At 71.2% G+C, this 15,449-nt stretch carries 15 protein-coding genes and 1 tRNA gene; 8 read left to right on the top strand and 8 right to left on the bottom strand.

Annotated elements, in window-relative coordinates; translation table 11 throughout:
• Nucleotides 1–31 precede the first annotated feature (31 nt).
• From FCN22_RS02190 to FCN22_RS02175, 4 genes are all read left to right on the top strand, one after another.
• A complete protein-coding gene (locus tag FCN22_RS02190) occupies nt 32–559 on the top strand; it encodes a glycine cleavage system transcriptional repressor (RefSeq protein WP_202911351.1) in 528 nt (175 codons plus the stop codon).
• Nucleotides 556–1,104, top strand: a complete 549-nt coding sequence (locus FCN22_RS02185; protein ID WP_202911350.1) for a peptide deformylase — start codon at nt 556–558, stop codon at nt 1,102–1,104. Before FCN22_RS02190 ends, FCN22_RS02185 begins: the two co-directional genes overlap by 4 nt.
• A 59-nt stretch (nt 1,105–1,163) precedes the next feature.
• Nucleotides 1,164–1,236 (top strand) — tRNA-Leu (locus FCN22_RS02180).
• 195 nt (nt 1,237–1,431) lie between these two features.
• Nucleotides 1,432–2,346 (top strand): Bax inhibitor-1/YccA family protein, encoded by a 915-nt coding sequence (locus FCN22_RS02175; protein ID WP_137119889.1) that lies wholly within the window; start codon nt 1,432–1,434, stop codon nt 2,344–2,346.
• A 443-nt stretch (nt 2,347–2,789) separates the two neighbouring features.
• Here the strand turns inward: FCN22_RS02175 and FCN22_RS02170 are convergent, their stop codons facing one another.
• Nucleotides 2,790–3,509 carry a nucleoside/nucleotide kinase family protein gene (locus tag FCN22_RS02170; protein ID WP_137119888.1) on the bottom strand — a complete coding sequence of 240 codons (720 nt, stop codon included), beginning with the start codon at nt 3,507–3,509 and terminating at the stop codon, nt 2,790–2,792.
• 17 nt (nt 3,510–3,526) lie between these two features.
• A complete protein-coding gene (locus FCN22_RS02165; protein ID WP_137119887.1) occupies nt 3,527–4,750 on the bottom strand; it encodes an acetyl-CoA C-acetyltransferase in 1,224 nt (407 codons plus the stop codon).
• 240 nt (nt 4,751–4,990) lie between these two features.
• On the opposite strand from FCN22_RS02165, the gene FCN22_RS02160 reads away from it, so the two are divergent.
• The gene (locus tag FCN22_RS02160; protein WP_137119886.1) at nt 4,991–6,307 is read left to right on the top strand and encodes a glycoside hydrolase family 3 N-terminal domain-containing protein; all 1,317 of its coding nucleotides are present in this window, start codon (nt 4,991–4,993) and stop codon (nt 6,305–6,307) included.
• Nucleotides 6,308–6,421: 114 nt separating this feature from the next.
• On the opposite strand, the gene FCN22_RS02155 is transcribed toward FCN22_RS02160, so the two are convergent.
• The 3 genes from FCN22_RS02155 to FCN22_RS02145 form a co-directional block, all read right to left on the bottom strand.
• A complete protein-coding gene (locus FCN22_RS02155) occupies nt 6,422–6,739 on the bottom strand; it encodes an ArsR/SmtB family transcription factor (RefSeq protein WP_137119885.1) in 318 nt (105 codons plus the stop codon).
• On the bottom strand, nt 6,736–7,215 hold the full coding sequence (locus FCN22_RS02150) for an SRPBCC family protein (protein WP_137119884.1): 480 nt from the start codon (nt 7,213–7,215) through the stop codon (nt 6,736–6,738). Before FCN22_RS02150 ends, FCN22_RS02155 begins: the two co-directional genes overlap by 4 nt.
• Nucleotides 7,216–7,328: 113 nt before the next feature.
• The gene (locus tag FCN22_RS02145) at nt 7,329–8,426 is read right to left on the bottom strand and encodes an SGNH/GDSL hydrolase family protein (RefSeq protein WP_137119883.1); all 1,098 of its coding nucleotides are present in this window, start codon (nt 8,424–8,426) and stop codon (nt 7,329–7,331) included.
• Between the two features lie 190 nt (nt 8,427–8,616).
• On the opposite strand from FCN22_RS02145, the gene FCN22_RS02140 reads away from it, so the two are divergent.
• Nucleotides 8,617–10,008: a cystathionine beta-synthase gene (locus FCN22_RS02140; protein WP_137120030.1), complete on the top strand. Its 1,392-nt coding sequence runs from the start codon at nt 8,617–8,619 to the stop codon at nt 10,006–10,008.
• Between the two features lie 29 nt (nt 10,009–10,037).
• Here FCN22_RS02140 and FCN22_RS02135 read toward each other — a convergent pair whose 3' ends face one another.
• Nucleotides 10,038–10,448 (bottom strand): VOC family protein, encoded by a 411-nt coding sequence (locus FCN22_RS02135; RefSeq protein ID WP_137119882.1) that lies wholly within the window; start codon nt 10,446–10,448, stop codon nt 10,038–10,040.
• Between the two features lie 166 nt (nt 10,449–10,614).
• On the opposite strand from FCN22_RS02135, the gene FCN22_RS02130 reads away from it, so the two are divergent.
• Both FCN22_RS02130 and FCN22_RS02125 read left to right on the top strand, forming a co-directional pair.
• Entirely contained in the window at nt 10,615–11,040 is a 426-nt protein-coding gene (locus FCN22_RS02130) for a helix-turn-helix domain-containing protein (RefSeq protein ID WP_137119881.1), read from the top strand.
• Nucleotides 11,041–11,108: 68 nt separating this feature from the next.
• Complete coding sequence (locus FCN22_RS02125; protein ID WP_137119880.1) at nt 11,109–11,558, top strand: VOC family protein; 450 nt, start codon at nt 11,109–11,111, stop codon at nt 11,556–11,558.
• Here the strand turns inward: FCN22_RS02125 and FCN22_RS02120 are convergent.
• Together FCN22_RS02120 and FCN22_RS02115 are read right to left on the bottom strand one after the other, a co-directional pair.
• Nucleotides 11,555–14,836, bottom strand: coding sequence for a S41 family peptidase (locus FCN22_RS02120; RefSeq protein ID WP_137119879.1), 3,282 nt, complete (start codon nt 14,834–14,836; stop codon nt 11,555–11,557). The genes FCN22_RS02125 and FCN22_RS02120 overlap by 4 nt on opposite strands.
• Before the next feature lie 49 nt (nt 14,837–14,885).
• The gene (locus FCN22_RS02115; RefSeq protein ID WP_137119878.1) at nt 14,886–15,287 is read right to left on the bottom strand and encodes a hypothetical protein; all 402 of its coding nucleotides are present in this window, start codon (nt 15,285–15,287) and stop codon (nt 14,886–14,888) included.
• Nucleotides 15,288–15,449: the final 162 nt, after the last annotated feature.

The following is a 15,449-nucleotide window of genomic DNA, read 5'->3' as shown; positions in this document are numbered from 1 at the left end:
GGGAGCCGCCGCCCACCGCTACGGTGGCGCGGTGACCGACCAGATCATCGCCGTGACCGTTGTGGGGGACGACCGTCCCGGCATCGTCGCCGACGTGACCTCCGCGCTCGCCGACCTGCACGGCAACCTCGAGGACTCCACCATGACGCTCCTGCGGGGGCACTTCGCCATGGTGGTGCTGGTGCGGACGGGCGCCGACGCGCCCGCCGTGGAGCAGGCGCTCGCGCACCTGACCGGGGACGGCTCACTCGTCATCAGCGCGCGGCGACTGTCGGAGCAGACCGCTGTCGCAGCCGGCGGCGAGGCTGACTTCGTCCTGCACGTGCACGGCGCCGACCGCACAGGCATCGTCGCTGCGATCACGCGGGTCGTGGCCGACCACGGCGTCAACATCGTCGACCTCGGCACCCGTCTCGGGGACGGGCTCTACGTGCTGGTGGCGCAGCTGTCGGTGCCGTCGAGCACCGAGCCGGACCGGCTCGCGGAGGCGCTGCGTTCCGTCGCGGCCGACCTCGGCGTCGAGGTCCGCCTCTCCCGGGTCGACGACGACCTGCTGTGACCTCGCCCATCCAGGAGTGGCAGATGCCGGACCTGCCGCCGGGCCGCGTCCGGACCGTGGCGCGGTCCCCCCAAGCGGTGCTCGCACAGGAGGGCGCCGAGGTCGACCCGGCCTCGCCCGAGACCGTCCAGCTGGCGGCCGACCTGCTCGCGACGCAGGCGGTCTCTCCCGGCTGCGTCGGCCTCGCCGCGCAGCAGATCGGCGTCGCGGCGCGGTTGTTCGGCGTTGACGTGACCGGGCACCGCAAGACCCGGACGTGTCACGGCGTCTTCGCCCTCGCCAACGCGTCGGTGCTGTCCGCGAGCCGCCGCCAACGCGGTCGCGAGGGTTGTATGTCGGTCCCGGACTTCACCGGCGACGTCACCCGCGCGACGAGGCTGGTCGTGCGCGGCCAGCTGCCGGTCACGGGGGAGTGGGTCGAGCTGCACACCGACGGGTTCGAGGCGATCGCGCTGCAGCACGAGATCGACCACACGGCGGGTCTGCTCTTCCTCGACCTCGTGCGCGGGGCGGCCGACATACATCCGCGGCGCACCTATCTGTAGCCGCATCAGTCTGGCGCGGCTGGGCGAACGTTCGTTCCGACGCTGGGTAGCCTGTGGGTGCCCCCGTAGCCCAACGGCAGAGGCAGGCGACTTAAAATCGCTCAAGTGCGGGTTCGAAACCCGTCGGGGGCACGTGATCACCGCTTCAGCCGGCTCTCCTGCGGCCAACGCGAGTTGGCTCGGACTCGTTGACGCGCCGTGACGTGGGTCACGGCAAACACAACAATGTGGACACTGCCGGGCCGGGCGGGAACTTTTGCGATGATGGGAACCTTTACCCTTGTGACAGGCCTCGCGCGAGTGGGGCACGAGCGCTGGAGGCAGTGAATGGCAAGCAACCCGGTCTTCAACAAGATCAATAGTCAGATCGACAAGGGCGAGTTCGCCGGTTTCCGCGCCCCCCGGCGCGGTTCCCAGCAGGTGTCCCCGCAGCAGGGCTACCCGGGGCAGGGACAGTCCTACGGACAGCCGCCGATGGGCGGCGCGCAGAGCCAGCAGATGTCGCCCGAGCAGCTGCAGGACCTCTACAACCAGCAGTCCGCCGACCGTGTCCAGATGGGTCGGCTGACCCTCGACGACGTCGTCATGAAGACGCTCGGCCTGTTCTCGATCGTCGTGGTCTTCGCTGCCGCCGGGTGGATCCTCACCGACAGCACGCCGGAGCTGGCGATGCCGGTCTTCATCGGCGGCATCGCGCTGACCCTGATCCTCGGCATCGTCATCGCGATGAAGAAGACGATCAGCGTGCCGTTGATCGTCACCTATGCCGTCGCGGAGGGCATCTTCGTCGGCGCGATCAGCAACTTCTACAACGACAACTTCAACGCGCCGGGGCAGAGCAACCTGGTCGCGACGGCTGTGATCGCCACGATGTGCGTCTTCGTGGGCATGTTCGCCGGATGGAAGTTCGGCATCATCCGCGTCACCGAGAAGTCGCGCCGCATCTTCGGCCTGGCGCTCATGGGCTACCTGCTGTTTGCCATCGTCAACGTCATCGCCTCCTTCATGGGCGTCGGCGACGGCTGGGGCTTCGGCGGCAGCGGGCTGCTCGGCATCGGCATCTCGATCTTCGCGGTCGGCCTGGCGTCCTACTCGCTGGCGATCGACTTCGACACGATCCAGCGCGCGGTCAACGCCGAGGTGCCGGAGAAGTACTCCTGGCTGCTCGCGCACGGCCTGATCGTCTCGCTGGTCTGGCTCTACCTCGAGATCCTGCGCCTGCTGGCCCGGATGCGCGACTGAGTGCAGCCGCACGCGTCCCCCGTCCCGAGGGACGTCGAGACCGAGCTTCGACGCGTGGTCGAACGGTGGCACCAGCTGCCGCTCGACCGCGCGTCGTCGCATGTGGGGGCGGTGCGGGCCCTCGCCCAGCGTCTCGCCGACGCCGCCACCCCTCCCGTTGTTGCTGGGGAACCGCGTCACCGACGACGCCCTTCCCCAGCAACGAGCGGGGAAGGGGTGGGACGGGGACTGCCCGACCTCGGGCCGGCTGTGCTCATGGACCAGCTGACCGTCACGGTGTATGACGCGTGCGCGGCGGGTCTCGCCGCTGGACTGGCCGAGGACCTGGCGAGGCTGCGCAGGGTACTGGCCTGACGGCATACCGGCTGGTTGCTGCGGCGACCTTCGGCTCGTCGACTGGCCGGACGCGCCGCAACGATCGGGAGCGGGGGCCGCGGGAGGCGTCAGGGGCGCAGGAGCCGGGGCCGGGTGAAGTCGCGGTTGTCGACCACGACGTCGGCGCGGGCGACGGGATCGACCTCGGCGAGGTAGATCAGCTCGGCGGCGTGATAGCGCTCGCGGTGGATCGCCTCGGCCTGGGCCCGGCCGGCGCGCTCGGTGTCACGCGTCGCGCCACGGCGCAGCGCCAGCTCCGGCTCCACGTCGAGCCAGATACGAAACTCCCAGCAGTCGTCGTACTCCGGCCGCAAGGCGAAGACCGAGTCGACGACGAGCACGGCATCGTCCGGCGCGCGCACCACGACGTCCTGGTGGTTCTCCTGGGTGAGCGGGTCGATGCTGCAGAGCACGACCGCGCCGGAACCCGACGGGCCGGCCGGCTCGAGCAGCAGCCGGCGGGTGGCGTCGAAGTCGTAGGCGTTGCGGTAGTAGCCCTCGCCCGACTCACGGTCGTAGAGGTGCCGCTCGCTCCAGGGGTTCTTGAAGTCGTCGAGGCTGGCCCGCAGCGTCGGGCGACCCGACCGGCGCAACGCCGCGGCGAGCTCGTGGCCGAAGCTGGTCTTGCCCGAGGCGGTGTAACCGTCGACCGCCACGCGCAGCCGGTGCTTGCCCAGCGCGTCGATGCGGGTCGCCACGTCGTCCAGGAGCGCCTGGCGCTGTGCCGAGCAGGTCGCCGGCAGCGGCTGGTGCCACGTCGACACCGACTCGAACGACGGCACTCTCATCCCCGGCTGGACAACGGTCAGCTGAGCCGCTCGTAGATGACCGCCATGCCCTGGCCTCCGCCGACGCACATCGTCTCAAGGCCGAACTGGCCGTCGCGCGACCGCAACCCGTTGAGCAGCGTCGTGGTGATGCGAGCGCCGGTCGATCCGAACGGGTGGCCGAGCGCGATCGCCCCGCCGTGCACGTTGAGCTTGTCGAAGTCCATCCCGAGGTCATCGGCCGAGGGCAGCACCTGGGCGGCGAACGCCTCGTTGATCTCGTAGAGGTCCATGTCGCCGATCGTCATGCCTGCGCGGGCCAGCGCCTGCCTGGACGCCTCGACCGGGCCGAGGCCCATGATCTCGGGGGAGAGGGCGCTGACGCCGGTGGAGACCACGCGGGCCAGCGGCGTGAGGCCGAGCTCGCGGGCCTTGGTGTCGCTCATCACGACGACAGCGGCGGCGCCGTCGTTGAGGGGACAGCAGTTGCCGGCGGTGATCGTGCCGTCCTCGCGGAAGACCGGCTGCAGGGTCGAGACCTTCTCCAGGGTGACGCCGGGGCGAGGGCCGTCGTCCTTGCTGACGACCGTGCCGTCGGGCAGCGTCACCGGCGCGATCTCGCGCTCGAAGAAGCCGTCGGCGATCGCCTTCTCGGCGCGGTTCTGGCTGGTGACGCCCCACTCGTCCTGGCGCTCGCGGGAGATCCCGCGCATCGTCGCGACGTTCTCCGCGGTCTGGCCCATCGCCAGGTAGACGTCGGGCACCAGGCCGTCCTCGCGCGGGTCGGTCCACGTGGTGTTGTCCTTCGCGATCTGCGCCATGCGGGCCTGCGCGTCGGCAAACCGCGGGTTCTGCCACTCAGCCTTGGAGCCGCCGGCGCCGGTGAAGTCCGCATAGCGCGACACGCACTCGACGCCCGCCGACACGAAGATGTCGCCCTCGCCGGCCTTGATCGCGTGGAACGCCATCCGACTCGTCTGCACCGAGGACGCGCAGAACCGGTTGACCGTGGAGCCGGGCAGGTGGTCGAGGCCGAGCAGGATGGCGACCACGCGCGCCATGTTGGAGCCGTGCTCGCCCCAGGGCTCGGCGCAGCCGAGGTAGAGGTCCTCGACGTCGTGCGGGTCGAGGTCCGGGATCTTGTCGAGCGCCGCCTGGATCACACCCACGGCGAGGTCGTCGGGGCGGACGTCCTTGAGCGACCCCTTGAACGCGCGTCCGATCGGGGTGCGGGCGGTCGAGACGATGACGGCTTCGGACACGATTCCTCCAGTACGCAGGATGCAGGGCCGGTGGCCACCACGGCGGCGAGGATGACCACACCGGCGCGGTGCACAGCTTCTCCCGTGAGTCTAGGTCCCGGCGCGCGGCGAAGCGCGCTCGGCGGCGACGAACCGATGTGACCCTGGCGACGTCGTATAGCGTGACGGCGCCGGCACGCACGGACGTCCAGGGGCCGGCGTGCGACGACGGTCGGCGACGACGAGAGCGAGGTGGGCGCCGTGACCTCGAAATGGGCCAAGGCGGCGCTGCTGGCCGCCGCCGTCGTCGTGGCGCTGGTGATCGGCACCCAGGGGCCCACCACCTCCCCGGGGGGCAGCGGCACGACCGCGCCCACGGCCACCACCCGGGCCACTTCGGGTCCGAGCTCGTCCCGCACGGGCAGCCCCGACCCCCGCGTCGCCCCTTCGGCCACCCGCTCGCCCCGCGTGACCGCCTCACCCCGGCCGGCGCCCGGCGCCACCTCGCAGACCACCGTCCCTGCGGCGTCGCCTCGCGCCAAGGCCGTCCTCGACCGGATGACCCTGCGCCAGCGGGTCGGCCAGCTCTTCATGGTCGGGACCCCGGCCACGGGCGAGACGGGGTCGATCGGTCACGCCATCACCGACCTGCATGTCGGCAACGTCATGATGACCGGCCGCAGCAGTCTGGGCGTCGACGCAACGGCGCGGCTCAGCAAGCAGTTGCAGTCGCTGACCACCCGGCGGGCCACGGCGGGGGCGCCGCTGCTGGTCTCGACCGACCAGGAAGGCGGCGCCGTCCAGGTCCTGCAGGGACCGGGCTTCTCCCGTATGCCGTCCGCCGTCACCCAGGGGGGCTGGTCGCCGTCCCAGCTGCGCTCGCAGGCCCGCGACTGGGGCGACCAGCTCGCCGCGGCGGGAATCACGGTCAACCTCGCGCCGGTGCTCGACACGGTGCCGAGCGGGACAGCGGACGCGAACCCGCCCATCGGTGCCTTCGGGCGCGAGTACGGCAGCGACCCCGCCGCCGTCACCGAGCACGGGCTCGCCTTCGCCGACGGTATGACCTCCGCCGGCGTGGTCCCCGTCGTCAAGCACTTCCCGGGGCTGGGTCGCGTCGACGCCAACACCGACACGAGCTCCGGGGTCACCGATCACGTGACGACGCGGCGGGATCCCTTGCTGCGACCGTTCGCCACGGCGATCGGGCAGGGCGTGCCGATGGTGATGATGTCGACCGCCGTCTACGCCCGGCTCGATCCCGAGCACCCGGCAGCGTTCTCGCGTCGGATCGTGACCGGCCTGCTGCGCGAACAGCTCGGCTTCGGCGGCGTGGTCATCAGCGACGACCTCGGTGCCGCCCGCCAGGTGGCCTCCTGGTCACCGGGGGAGCGGGCCACGCAGTTCATCGCGGCGGGCGGTGACCTGGTGCTGACCGTGGACGGGCCGTTCGTGGCCCAGATGGTGTCGGCCGTGGTGGACCGGGCGGAGTCTGATCCGGGCTTCCGGGCCACGGTGAATGCCTCGGCGCTGCGGGTGCTGCAGCTCAAGAACGACCGCGGGCTGCTCGGACGTTGATGACCGCCGAAACCCACGAGCGGCACAGTTCCCGACCAGCGGCACACGTAGAGGTGTGCCACTCGCCGGGAACTGTGCCACTCGTCCATGCCACTCGTGTCGACCAGTGGCGGGTCAGCCGTCGCGCTCGGCCATGTGCTTGATGCGCGACAGGCGCTGCTCCCAGACGCTGCCGATCCGTTCGAGGTCGCGTGCCACGTCACTGAGCCGGCCACCGACCGCGCGGTAGACCACCTCACGGCCCCGCTCCTGCGACTCCACCAGCCCGACGGCGCGCAGCACGTCCAGGTGCTTGACGATCGCCTGCCGGCTGACCGGGAGCTCGCGGGCGAGGGCCGACGCGGACGCCGGCCCCTCGCCCAGGCGTGCCAGGATGCGCCAGCGGGTGTCGTCCGCAAGGGCCGAGAACACCTTCGGAAGGCTCTCGATCACCGGGAGGCACTCTCCACGAAGGTCCTGGCGGCGGTGAGCTCGGTCTCCCAACCCGCCGTGTTCTCCTGCACGTGGTCGACCACGGCCGCGCGCTCCTTGCCCAGTCCGGTGAAGCCGCTCTCCACCACGGTCAGGGTCACGCCGCCGTCGCGCTCCGTGATCCAGAACTCGACGAGGGTGGACGGTGCCTCGCCGTCGCCGTCGCCGTCGCCGTCGCCGTCCGAAGTCTGCTCCAGCCAGCGGAAGGCGACATATGACGGGTGGTCGGTCGTCACGGTCCGCAGCCGGAAGATGCCGTACTTCGGATGGCTGACCACCGTCAGGTCACCGTCCTGGCGCACATCCGGGTCGGGGTCGACGGTTCCCTCGTTGATCCACCAGCCCGGACGGGAGACCAGCTCCCAGACGCGCTCTGCGGTCGCGTCGATCTCGATGTGTCGCTCGATCCGGTCCAGCTCGGTCGCTGCAGTGCTCAACGGTCGTCCTTTCGTTGCTCTTATGTGCAACTCCAGAGTTGCACATGAGAACTCAGAGTGCAACCCCTAGGTTGCATATTTCCGGCGCACGCTGGCTCGGAGGACGGGGTCGCCTAGCTGCGTTCCCCGGCCCGGTCAGCCAGGCCGGCCGCGCTGTCCTCGGCGGAGCCGGAGCGGGTATGGACCGAGTCCTGCTTCGCGGGCGTCGCGTCGTCCGGCTCGGGGATCTGGTCACGGTGCCGCCGCAGCAGCAACGCCCAGCGGCCCGCCCGGCTGCGCTTCTGCCCGCCGAGATCGGTGGCGCTCACCTCGGTGCCGGGATCGCGCACGGCGCGGACGGCGGCGTGCGACACCGGGCCGACACCCTCGCCGCGACGCCGGTCAGGCTGGCGCCCGGTGTCGACGCTCGTCAGTCCCAGGGCGGCGCAGACGCTCGGCAGCATGGCAGACGCCGCCCGCGCATACCCCGCGGGTGACGGGTGGAACCGGTCGATGCTGAACATCTCCTGCGGACGCTGGACGAAGTCCGGTCCGATCAGGTCACCGAGCGAGACGGTGCGACCGCCCGCCTCGACGACGGCGACGGTCTGGGCGGCGGCGAGGTCGCGGCTCCACCGGCGGGCGATCTGGCGCAGTGGCGGTGCGATCGGGCGCACGACGCCCAGGTCCGGGCAGGTTCCCACCACGATCTCCGCCCCGGCGGCGCGCAGCACGGTGACCGCCTCCGACAGGTGGCCGACGGCCAGCACCCGATCGAGCCGGTGGGTGACGTCGTTGGCGCCGATGAAGATCATGGCCACGTCGGGGTCGGGAAGGCGCTGCAGCCCGAGGACGACCTGGTCGTCGAGGTCGGGGGACTTGGCGCCGCTCACCGCGACGTTGACCAGGTCCACCGGGCGTCCCGTGAGGGCAGCCACGCCGCCCGCGATGATGGCGCCCATGGTCTGCTCCGGCCGCTGGCAGCCGACTCCCGCCGCCGAGCTGTCTCCGAGGACCAGCATCCGGAACGGCTCCCCGAGACCGGATCCGTAGCGCCCGTCGTCGTCGGGTGCGTCCGCGACCGGGTCGCCCACGGCGCGGCGGGCCAGCGTCGCCTCGGCCTTGAGCACGCCGTAACCCAGCAGGCCGACCGCTCCCGCACCCGCCGCTCCCAGACCGCCGCCGAACGCCGCGGTTGCGGCGATCTTGCGCGCCCGCCTGGCCCTACCCATGTCCTCGCCTCACGTCCTCGTGATCGTGCGCGTCCCCGACGCACATGGTCTTCCCTCACCGTATCCCGAGGGTGGGGTGTCCTGTCGCATGGATAAGGCAGCCCGGCGGCCGGACGGTGACCGGCGAGGAGAGGCCACGGCGCGAGCCCGTCATACGCGAGCATCGTGGTGATCTGAGACGATGACCAGCGTGAAGTATGCCGAGCACATCGCCGACCTCGTCGGCCACACGCCCCTGGTCAAGCTGCAGTCCGTGGTCAAGGACTTCGAGGGCAAGGACGTCGCCGCGACGGTCCTCGCCAAGGTGGAGTACCTCAACCCCGGCGGGTCGGTGAAGGACCGCATCGCCCTGAAGATGATCGAGGCCGCGGAGGAGTCCGGCGAGCTGAAGCCCGGCGGCACCATCGTCGAGCCCACGTCGGGCAACACGGGCGTCGGCCTGGCCCTCATCGCGCAGCGCAAGGGCTACCACTGCGTCTTCGTCTGCCCCGACAAGGTCAGCGAGGACAAGCGCGCGGTGCTCGAGGCGTATGGCGCGCGCGTGGTCGTCTGCCCCACCGCCGTCGCGCCCGACCACCCCGACTCCTACTACTCGGTCAGCGACCGGTTGGTCAGCGAGATCGACGGCGGGTGGAAGCCCGACCAGTACTCCAACCTCAACGGCCCTGCGTCGCACTACGAGACGACCGGCCCCGAGATCTGGGACGACACCGAGGGCAAGGTCACCCACTTCGTCGCCGGCATCGGCACCGGCGGCACGATCACCGGCACCGGCCGCTACCTGCGCGAGGTCTCGGCCGACCGTGCGGGTGGCCGCGTCCAGATCGTCGGCGCCGACCCCGAGGGCTCGGTCTACTCCGGTGGCACCGGCCGGCCCTACCTGGTCGAGGGCGTCGGCGAGGACTTCTGGCCGAGGGCCTACGACCCGAAGGTCGTCGACGTGATCATCGCGGTCAGCGACCACGACTCCTTCGACATGACGCGCCGGCTGGCCCGCGAGGAGGGACTGCTCGTCGGCGGCTCCTGCGGTATGGCGGTCGTCGCCGCCCTGCGCGCGGCTCGCGACCTGCCCGCGGATGCCGTGGTCGTGGTGATCCTGCCCGACAGCGGGCGCGGCTACATGTCGAAGATCTTCAGCGACGACTGGATGTCGTCCTACGGATTCGTTGACGCCCCCTCCGAGCGCACCGTCGGCGAGATCCTCCGCGGCAAGTCCGGCGACCTGCCGGACCTGGTCCACACCCACCCCAACGAGACCGTGCGCGACGCGATCGAGATCCTGCGCGAGTACGGCGTCTCGCAGATGCCGGTGGTCGGCGCCGAGCCGCCGGTCATGGCGGGCGAGGTGGCCGGAGCAGTCAGCGAACGCGACCTGTTGGCAGCCCTGTTCGCCGGTGCGGCCCACCTCGCCGACCCGGTCGAGAAGCACATGGGCAAGCCGCTGCCGCTCGTCGGTGCGGGAGAGCCGGTGGCGACGGCGCGGCATACGCTCGAGGAGTCGGACGCGGTGATGGTGATCGAGGGCGGCAAGCCGGTGGGCGTCCTGACCCGCGCCGACCTGCTCGGCTTCCTGGTGGAGTAGCGCTCAGCTGCCCGCCCCCGCGCGGGCAGTCAGCCGGCGTGGATCGAGCCGATGCGGATGTTGTTGCCGAACGGGTCGCGGATCGCGAAGTCCGTGCCGTAGGGCTGTTCCATCGGCTCCTGCGTGATGTCCGCACCGGCGGCCTCGATCTTCGCGAACGTGCCCTGCACGTCGTCGGTCGTGAAGGCCAGCCACCCGCCGCCGGCGCCCTTGGAAACCAACTCGCGCACCTGGGCCGCGGTGGCCTCGTCGTGGGCGGGCAGGCCCGGCCGCTCCAGCAGGATCTCCTTGCGGTCGCCTGGCACGCGCACCGTGAGCCAGCGCATCGGCCCGAAGTTCACGTCGGCAGAGACCTCGAGGCCGAGGACCTCGGTGTAGAACGTCAGCGCCTCGTCCTGGTCGAGCACGTAGATGGACGACAGGTTGTTGCGGGTCAGCATGGTCGGCTCCTGAGGTGTGAAGTGGTGAGTGGAACGCTACGCACCCGGCCTCCCCGATGCTTCTCCAAAAGTGCTCGATCCACCCGCGGAGTTGCTGGCGAATGGCGTCACCGAGCACGCCATCACCCAGCAGCTCCTGAGGCGGGTGGGATCTAGGCTTGCTGGAGTGAGCCGGGACCAGGAGGACACCAACCGCCGGCTGCTGCGCGCGCGGGACCGGATCGACCGGAAGTATGCCGAGCCGCTGGACGTCACGCAGCTCGCCGCCGTCGCCTACCTGACCCGTTCCCACTTCATCCGAGAGTTCAAGCGGGTCTTCGGCGAGACGCCCTACCGCTATCTCCAACGCCGACGTGTCGAACGCGCGATGTTCCTCCTGCGCCACACCGACCGAAGCGTGACCGACGTCTGCACCGCCGTCGGTTTCACCTGTCTCGGCACCTTCAGTCGCACCTTCAGCCAGATCGTCGGCCAGTCACCCTCGGTCTATCGTGCGGCCGTGGCGGAGGAGAACCGGGTCGCCCCGACCTCCTTCGCGATGCGGTGGTCCCGTCCGGTGGGCGGGCGGGAGAAGGAGGAACGGAACGGGTGACGTGGGCGAGGCGTCAAGTCCTCGAAAGTCGTTGCGCCCGTGTGGGCCCGCCGTGACATGCTCCTGGCATGGACGCATCGATGAGCATGGTGACCCTGGGCGTGCGGGATCTGGAGACCTCGCGAAGGTTCTACCTCGACGGACTCGGCTGGAGCCCCGCCATGGAGGTCGCCGGTGACGTCACCTTCATCCAGGTCGGGCCCGCGATGCTGCTGGGACTGTGGAGCCGCGCCAAGCTCTCCGACGAGGCGGGCGGGCTCTACCAGGGCGATGAGGCAGCGCCGATCTCATTGGCACACATGGTGGCCGACCCCGAGTCGGTGGCCCGCGTGCTGGACGATGCCACCCGTGCGGGTGGTGTGCTGATCGCGCCTTCGACCGAGCGTGAGTGGGGCGGCGTGACGGGATACTTCGCCGACCCGGACGGCTACCGGTGGGAGGTCGCCTACAACCCGTCCACCGACCCGGTGCTCGGCCCGATCCTCGGCCCGGGCGCAGCCGCCGCCCGTCAGCGCTAGGGCAGCGGCGGGATCGCAGGCGGCTTGAGGGCCGGCGTCCTGGCGAGGAGTCGTTGCACCTGCGCGATCGCCCGGTCGAGCTGGACGTCGCGGCCGGCGACGTGGTCCTGCGGGGCGACCGGCACCTCGATGTCGGGGTCGACGCCGTGGTTCTCGACGCCCCAGCCGAACCGCTGGAACCAGAACGAGTAGCGCGGCTGCGTCACCTTGGTGCCGTCCACCAGGGTGTAGCGCCCGTCGATACCGATGACGCCACCCCACGTGCGGGTCCCGATCACCGGGCCCAGCTCCAGCGCACGGATCGCGGCGGTGACGATGTCTCCGTCCGAGCCGGCGTGCATGTCGGTGACCGCGACCATCGGTCCGCGGCGCGCGTCCCCGGGGTAGGACATCGGTTCGTAGCCACGGACCGTGCTCCAGCCGATGATGCGACGCGCCAGCTTCTCGATGATCAGCTCGGAGATGTGCCCGCCCCGGTTGCCGCGCACGTCCACGATCAACGCGTCCCGCCCGACCTCGGTGCGCAGGTCACGGTGCAGCTGCGCCCAGCCACCCGAGACCATGTCCGGGATGTGCACGTAGCCCACCGCGCCATTGCTCCGGGCGTGGACGTAGTCCCGCCGCCCGTTGGCCCAGTCCTGGTAGCGCAGCGGGAACTCGTCGGCGGTCGGCACGACGACGGCCGCCCGCACCGCGCCTCCGTCGGCCGGCTGGATGGTGAGCTCCACCGGCTTGTTCGACGCGCCGAGCAGCAGCGATCCCGGGCTGCGGGTCGCCGAGGTCTCGCGACCGTCGACCGCCAGGATGACGTCGCCGGCCCGCACCGCGACACCGGGGGCGGCCAGCGGAGAGCGCGCCCGAGGTTCCGAGGACTCCCCGGGTATGACGCGCTGGACCCGCCAGGCTCCGCGCTCGTACGCCAGGTCCGCGCCGAGCAGCCCCTGCCGAGAGCCCTCTTCACCGGGCTCGGACGGCGGGGTGCAGTAGGCGTGCGACGAACCGAGCTCGCCCTGCAGCTCCCAGATGAGGTCGACCAGGTCGTCGTGGGTCGCGAGCCGCGGCAACAGCGCCGCGTAGCGGTCGCGAGCACCGTCCCAGTCGACACCGTTCATGTCGGCGCGCCAGAAGTGGTCGCGCATCAGCCGCCAGGCCTCGTGAAACATCTGCGTCCACTCGGCGGCGGGCTCCACTCGGACCCGCACCCGGTCAAGGTCGACCTCGACCCGCTCGGGAGCGTCGTCCTCGACCTTGCGAGTGGCCGGCAGCACACGCAGGGTGTCGCCGTCCGACACGACCAAGCGGGTGCCGTCGCCACTGACCTGTATGCCGTCCGCGGCCTCCGCGAGCGTCTGCACGGTCCCCGTGGTCAGGTCGAGGTGCTCGAGCGTGGCGCGGGGTTGGTCGTCGTCGACGTGGGGCAGGTCGGATCCGAGCTCGCCGTGCAGCGGCTCCTTGCGCCAGACCAACCCGCCGGCGACGGCGCGCAGGTCGCTGTAGCGGGCACCCTCCACCGGGGTGGGCACGATCCGTTGGTGCAAGCCCTCGCGGTCGACCGTGGTGGTCGGCGGCGTGGGCTGCGCCGCGCCGTCCTGGTCTCGCTTCTCGGAGTCGGGTCCGCCCTCGTCCGTGGGCTTCTCGAGTGGTCGCCCACCGACGAGCGGGGCGAACGGTGAGGGGGTGGTGGCCTCCAGCGGCACCAGGTGGGGCCGGCAACCACGGGGGAAGGACAGGTCGAAGACGACGGCGTCGTATACGGGGTCGAGGCTGCGCACCGACAGGAAGGCGAGGTGCTTGCCGTCGCGGGTGAAGGTCGGCTCGGTGTCGGTGAACCGCAGCGGTGTCACGTCGAACGCGGTCGCACGAGCGCGCCCGATCTCGACCATCCGGATCTGCCTGAGCGGTTCGGCGCCGGGCGCCGACCACGCCAGCCAGCGCGAGTCGGGGGAGAAGGCCAGTCCGGACAGGTCACCCTGGGTCGTGGTGTCCACCTGCTTCAGCCGGGCAGTCCGGCTGATCGGCTCCGTGGGGACCTCGACCACCAGGAGACGGCCGTCGTGCGTCGCGAGCGCGACCCGCTTTCCGTCGGGGGAGGCGGCCAGCTCGAGAACCCGTCCGGCCTTGCCCGGCCCGATCAGCCGCTCGGTGCTCGTCCCGTCGACCCTGCCGACCTCCACCGCGTCGTCGCCGTCGGCATCGGTCACCCAGGCGACTCGACCGGTGTCGCCGAGCACGGCCGGAAGTCGACGGCGGACGGTGGACGCGTCGGCCAGCGCCCGTGCCGGTCCGTCGCGGTGCGTCAGCCAGATGATCCGGCCCCTCGTCTCGATCGCCGATGCGCGTGCGGTTCGGTCGGTGCTGATGGTCTCCAGCTTGCCCGCAGTGGTTTCGACCACCTTCGGTGCCAAGCCGACTCGGGCGCCGCCGAGGCGGACGTCGATCCGGCGTGGCTCGGAGCCTGGCGCCAGCGAGTCGAGCAGGTAGAGCTCTCCACCGGACACATAGACGACCTGACGGCCGTCGCCGCTGGCGTGCCGCGCATACAGCTCGTGGTCCGTGTGTCGCTCCAGCGAGGCGACGCCGGGGTTGCGACGCTTGCCGAGGAGCGCGCTGTAGACCTGGCCGCGGCCGTCGTGGTCCGAGATGAAGCCGATGCGCGTCCTGCCGTCCTCGGTGGTCGTCCAGAGGGGGCTCACCAGGCTCGACTCGAGGCCGGAGAGGAGCCGGGTGAAGTCGCCGCTGCCGTCGCGGTCCAGCCACAGCTGGGCGGCGGTGCCACCGCGGTAGTGCTTCCACCACGCGGGCTCGACGGTGGTGGTCGTGGAGAGCAGGGCGCCGCCGGCCAGACCGTCGACCGGGTGGAGGGCGAGATCGTGGGCCCAGCCGAGGGGCAGACGCCGGCTCGGGCTGCCGTCGACCGGGACGGCGTGGGCGAATGAACGCGGCCGGTCGGCCTCTCCGGTGGTGCTGACGACGAGCACCTCGGTGTCGGAGAGCCATCCGCAGACCCTGGTGTGGTCCTGTCCCCAGTAGGTCAGCTGGGTGGAGGTGCCGCCGTCCGTCGGCGCGATGTAGACCTCGCTCGACTGGTTGCGCGCCGCGGTCCAGGCCACCAGTCGGCCGTCCGGTGAGAGGCGGGGCGACCGGGCGGGCACCTGGTCGGCGCTGACCCGGTAGGCCCTCCCTCCGTCCCGGCTGGTGACCCAGATGTCGTCCTCGGCCACAAAGGCCAGCTGCTCGCCGCGGACGTGGGGGAACCGGAGGTAGGAGTGCGCTGTCATTCTCGCGACCCTAACTGCCTCGGCCCGGCCTTGGAGCCGAACGGATCTCTCAGGCTCGGCGACGGTGCAGGGTGACAGGGGTGCGCAGGCGGGGGAGGAGGGCTCTCGCCCGGGAGGCCAACGTCCAGGTGGCCGTGAGAAGTCCACGGCGTTCCCCGGCCAAGCCCTCGTGCCGGATCAGCCCGGAGACCAGCGCCAGCACCACGAGGTTGGCCGGCAGGAAGGCGAGGGCGGCCCATCGGCTGCCCGCGAAGTTGAAGACGGCGACGACGAGCAGGTCGACGAGGACGACGGCCTTGAACCAGCGGCACGACGCGAGGCTGAGCCCTTCGACCGCGATCTGCGCGGCGCTGGCCGCGCGAACGGTCAGGCGCAACCGGCCGCGCGTCGGTCCCGTTCCCCCGAGGCCCGGTGACCGACGCGTGGTCGGTGCTGGTGCGCTGACGCTCACGTGTCGAGCCTCCCCGAAGCCGCGGGTGCTGCCCATCGGTGACGACCCGGAGCGAGACCCCACGCGACCCTGAGCCGGATCCGGGGTCGGGCCAGCTCAGTTCCTCCTGATCGGTGGGAGACCGCGGAGGTCTGCTGCCCGCGGGGAGGTGGGGCCTGCGCC

It is taken from the genome of Segeticoccus rhizosphaerae (assembly GCF_005222685.1).
Lineage (GTDB): Bacteria > Actinomycetota > Actinomycetes > Actinomycetales > Dermatophilaceae > Segeticoccus > Segeticoccus rhizosphaerae.
Note: the sequence above shows the minus strand (reverse complement) of the source record. Positions and strands in the feature narration are given on the sequence as shown.

Coding starts and splice junctions, on each gene's coding strand:
- FCN22_RS02175 (WP_137119889.1), top strand. CDS start 1,432: ATGGCAAGCAACCCGGTCTTCAACAAGATCAATAGTCAGATCGACAAG.
- FCN22_RS02170 (WP_137119888.1), bottom strand. CDS start 3,509: ATGAGAGTGCCGTCGTTCGAGTCGGTGTCGACGTGGCACCAGCCGCTG.
- FCN22_RS02145 (WP_137119883.1), bottom strand. CDS start 8,426: ATGGGTAGGGCCAGGCGGGCGCGCAAGATCGCCGCAACCGCGGCGTTC.
- FCN22_RS02135 (WP_137119882.1), bottom strand. CDS start 10,448: ATGCTGACCCGCAACAACCTGTCGTCCATCTACGTGCTCGACCAGGAC.
- FCN22_RS02125 (WP_137119880.1), top strand. CDS start 11,109: ATGGACGCATCGATGAGCATGGTGACCCTGGGCGTGCGGGATCTGGAG.
- FCN22_RS02120 (WP_137119879.1), bottom strand. CDS start 14,836: ATGACAGCGCACTCCTACCTCCGGTTCCCCCACGTCCGCGGCGAGCAG.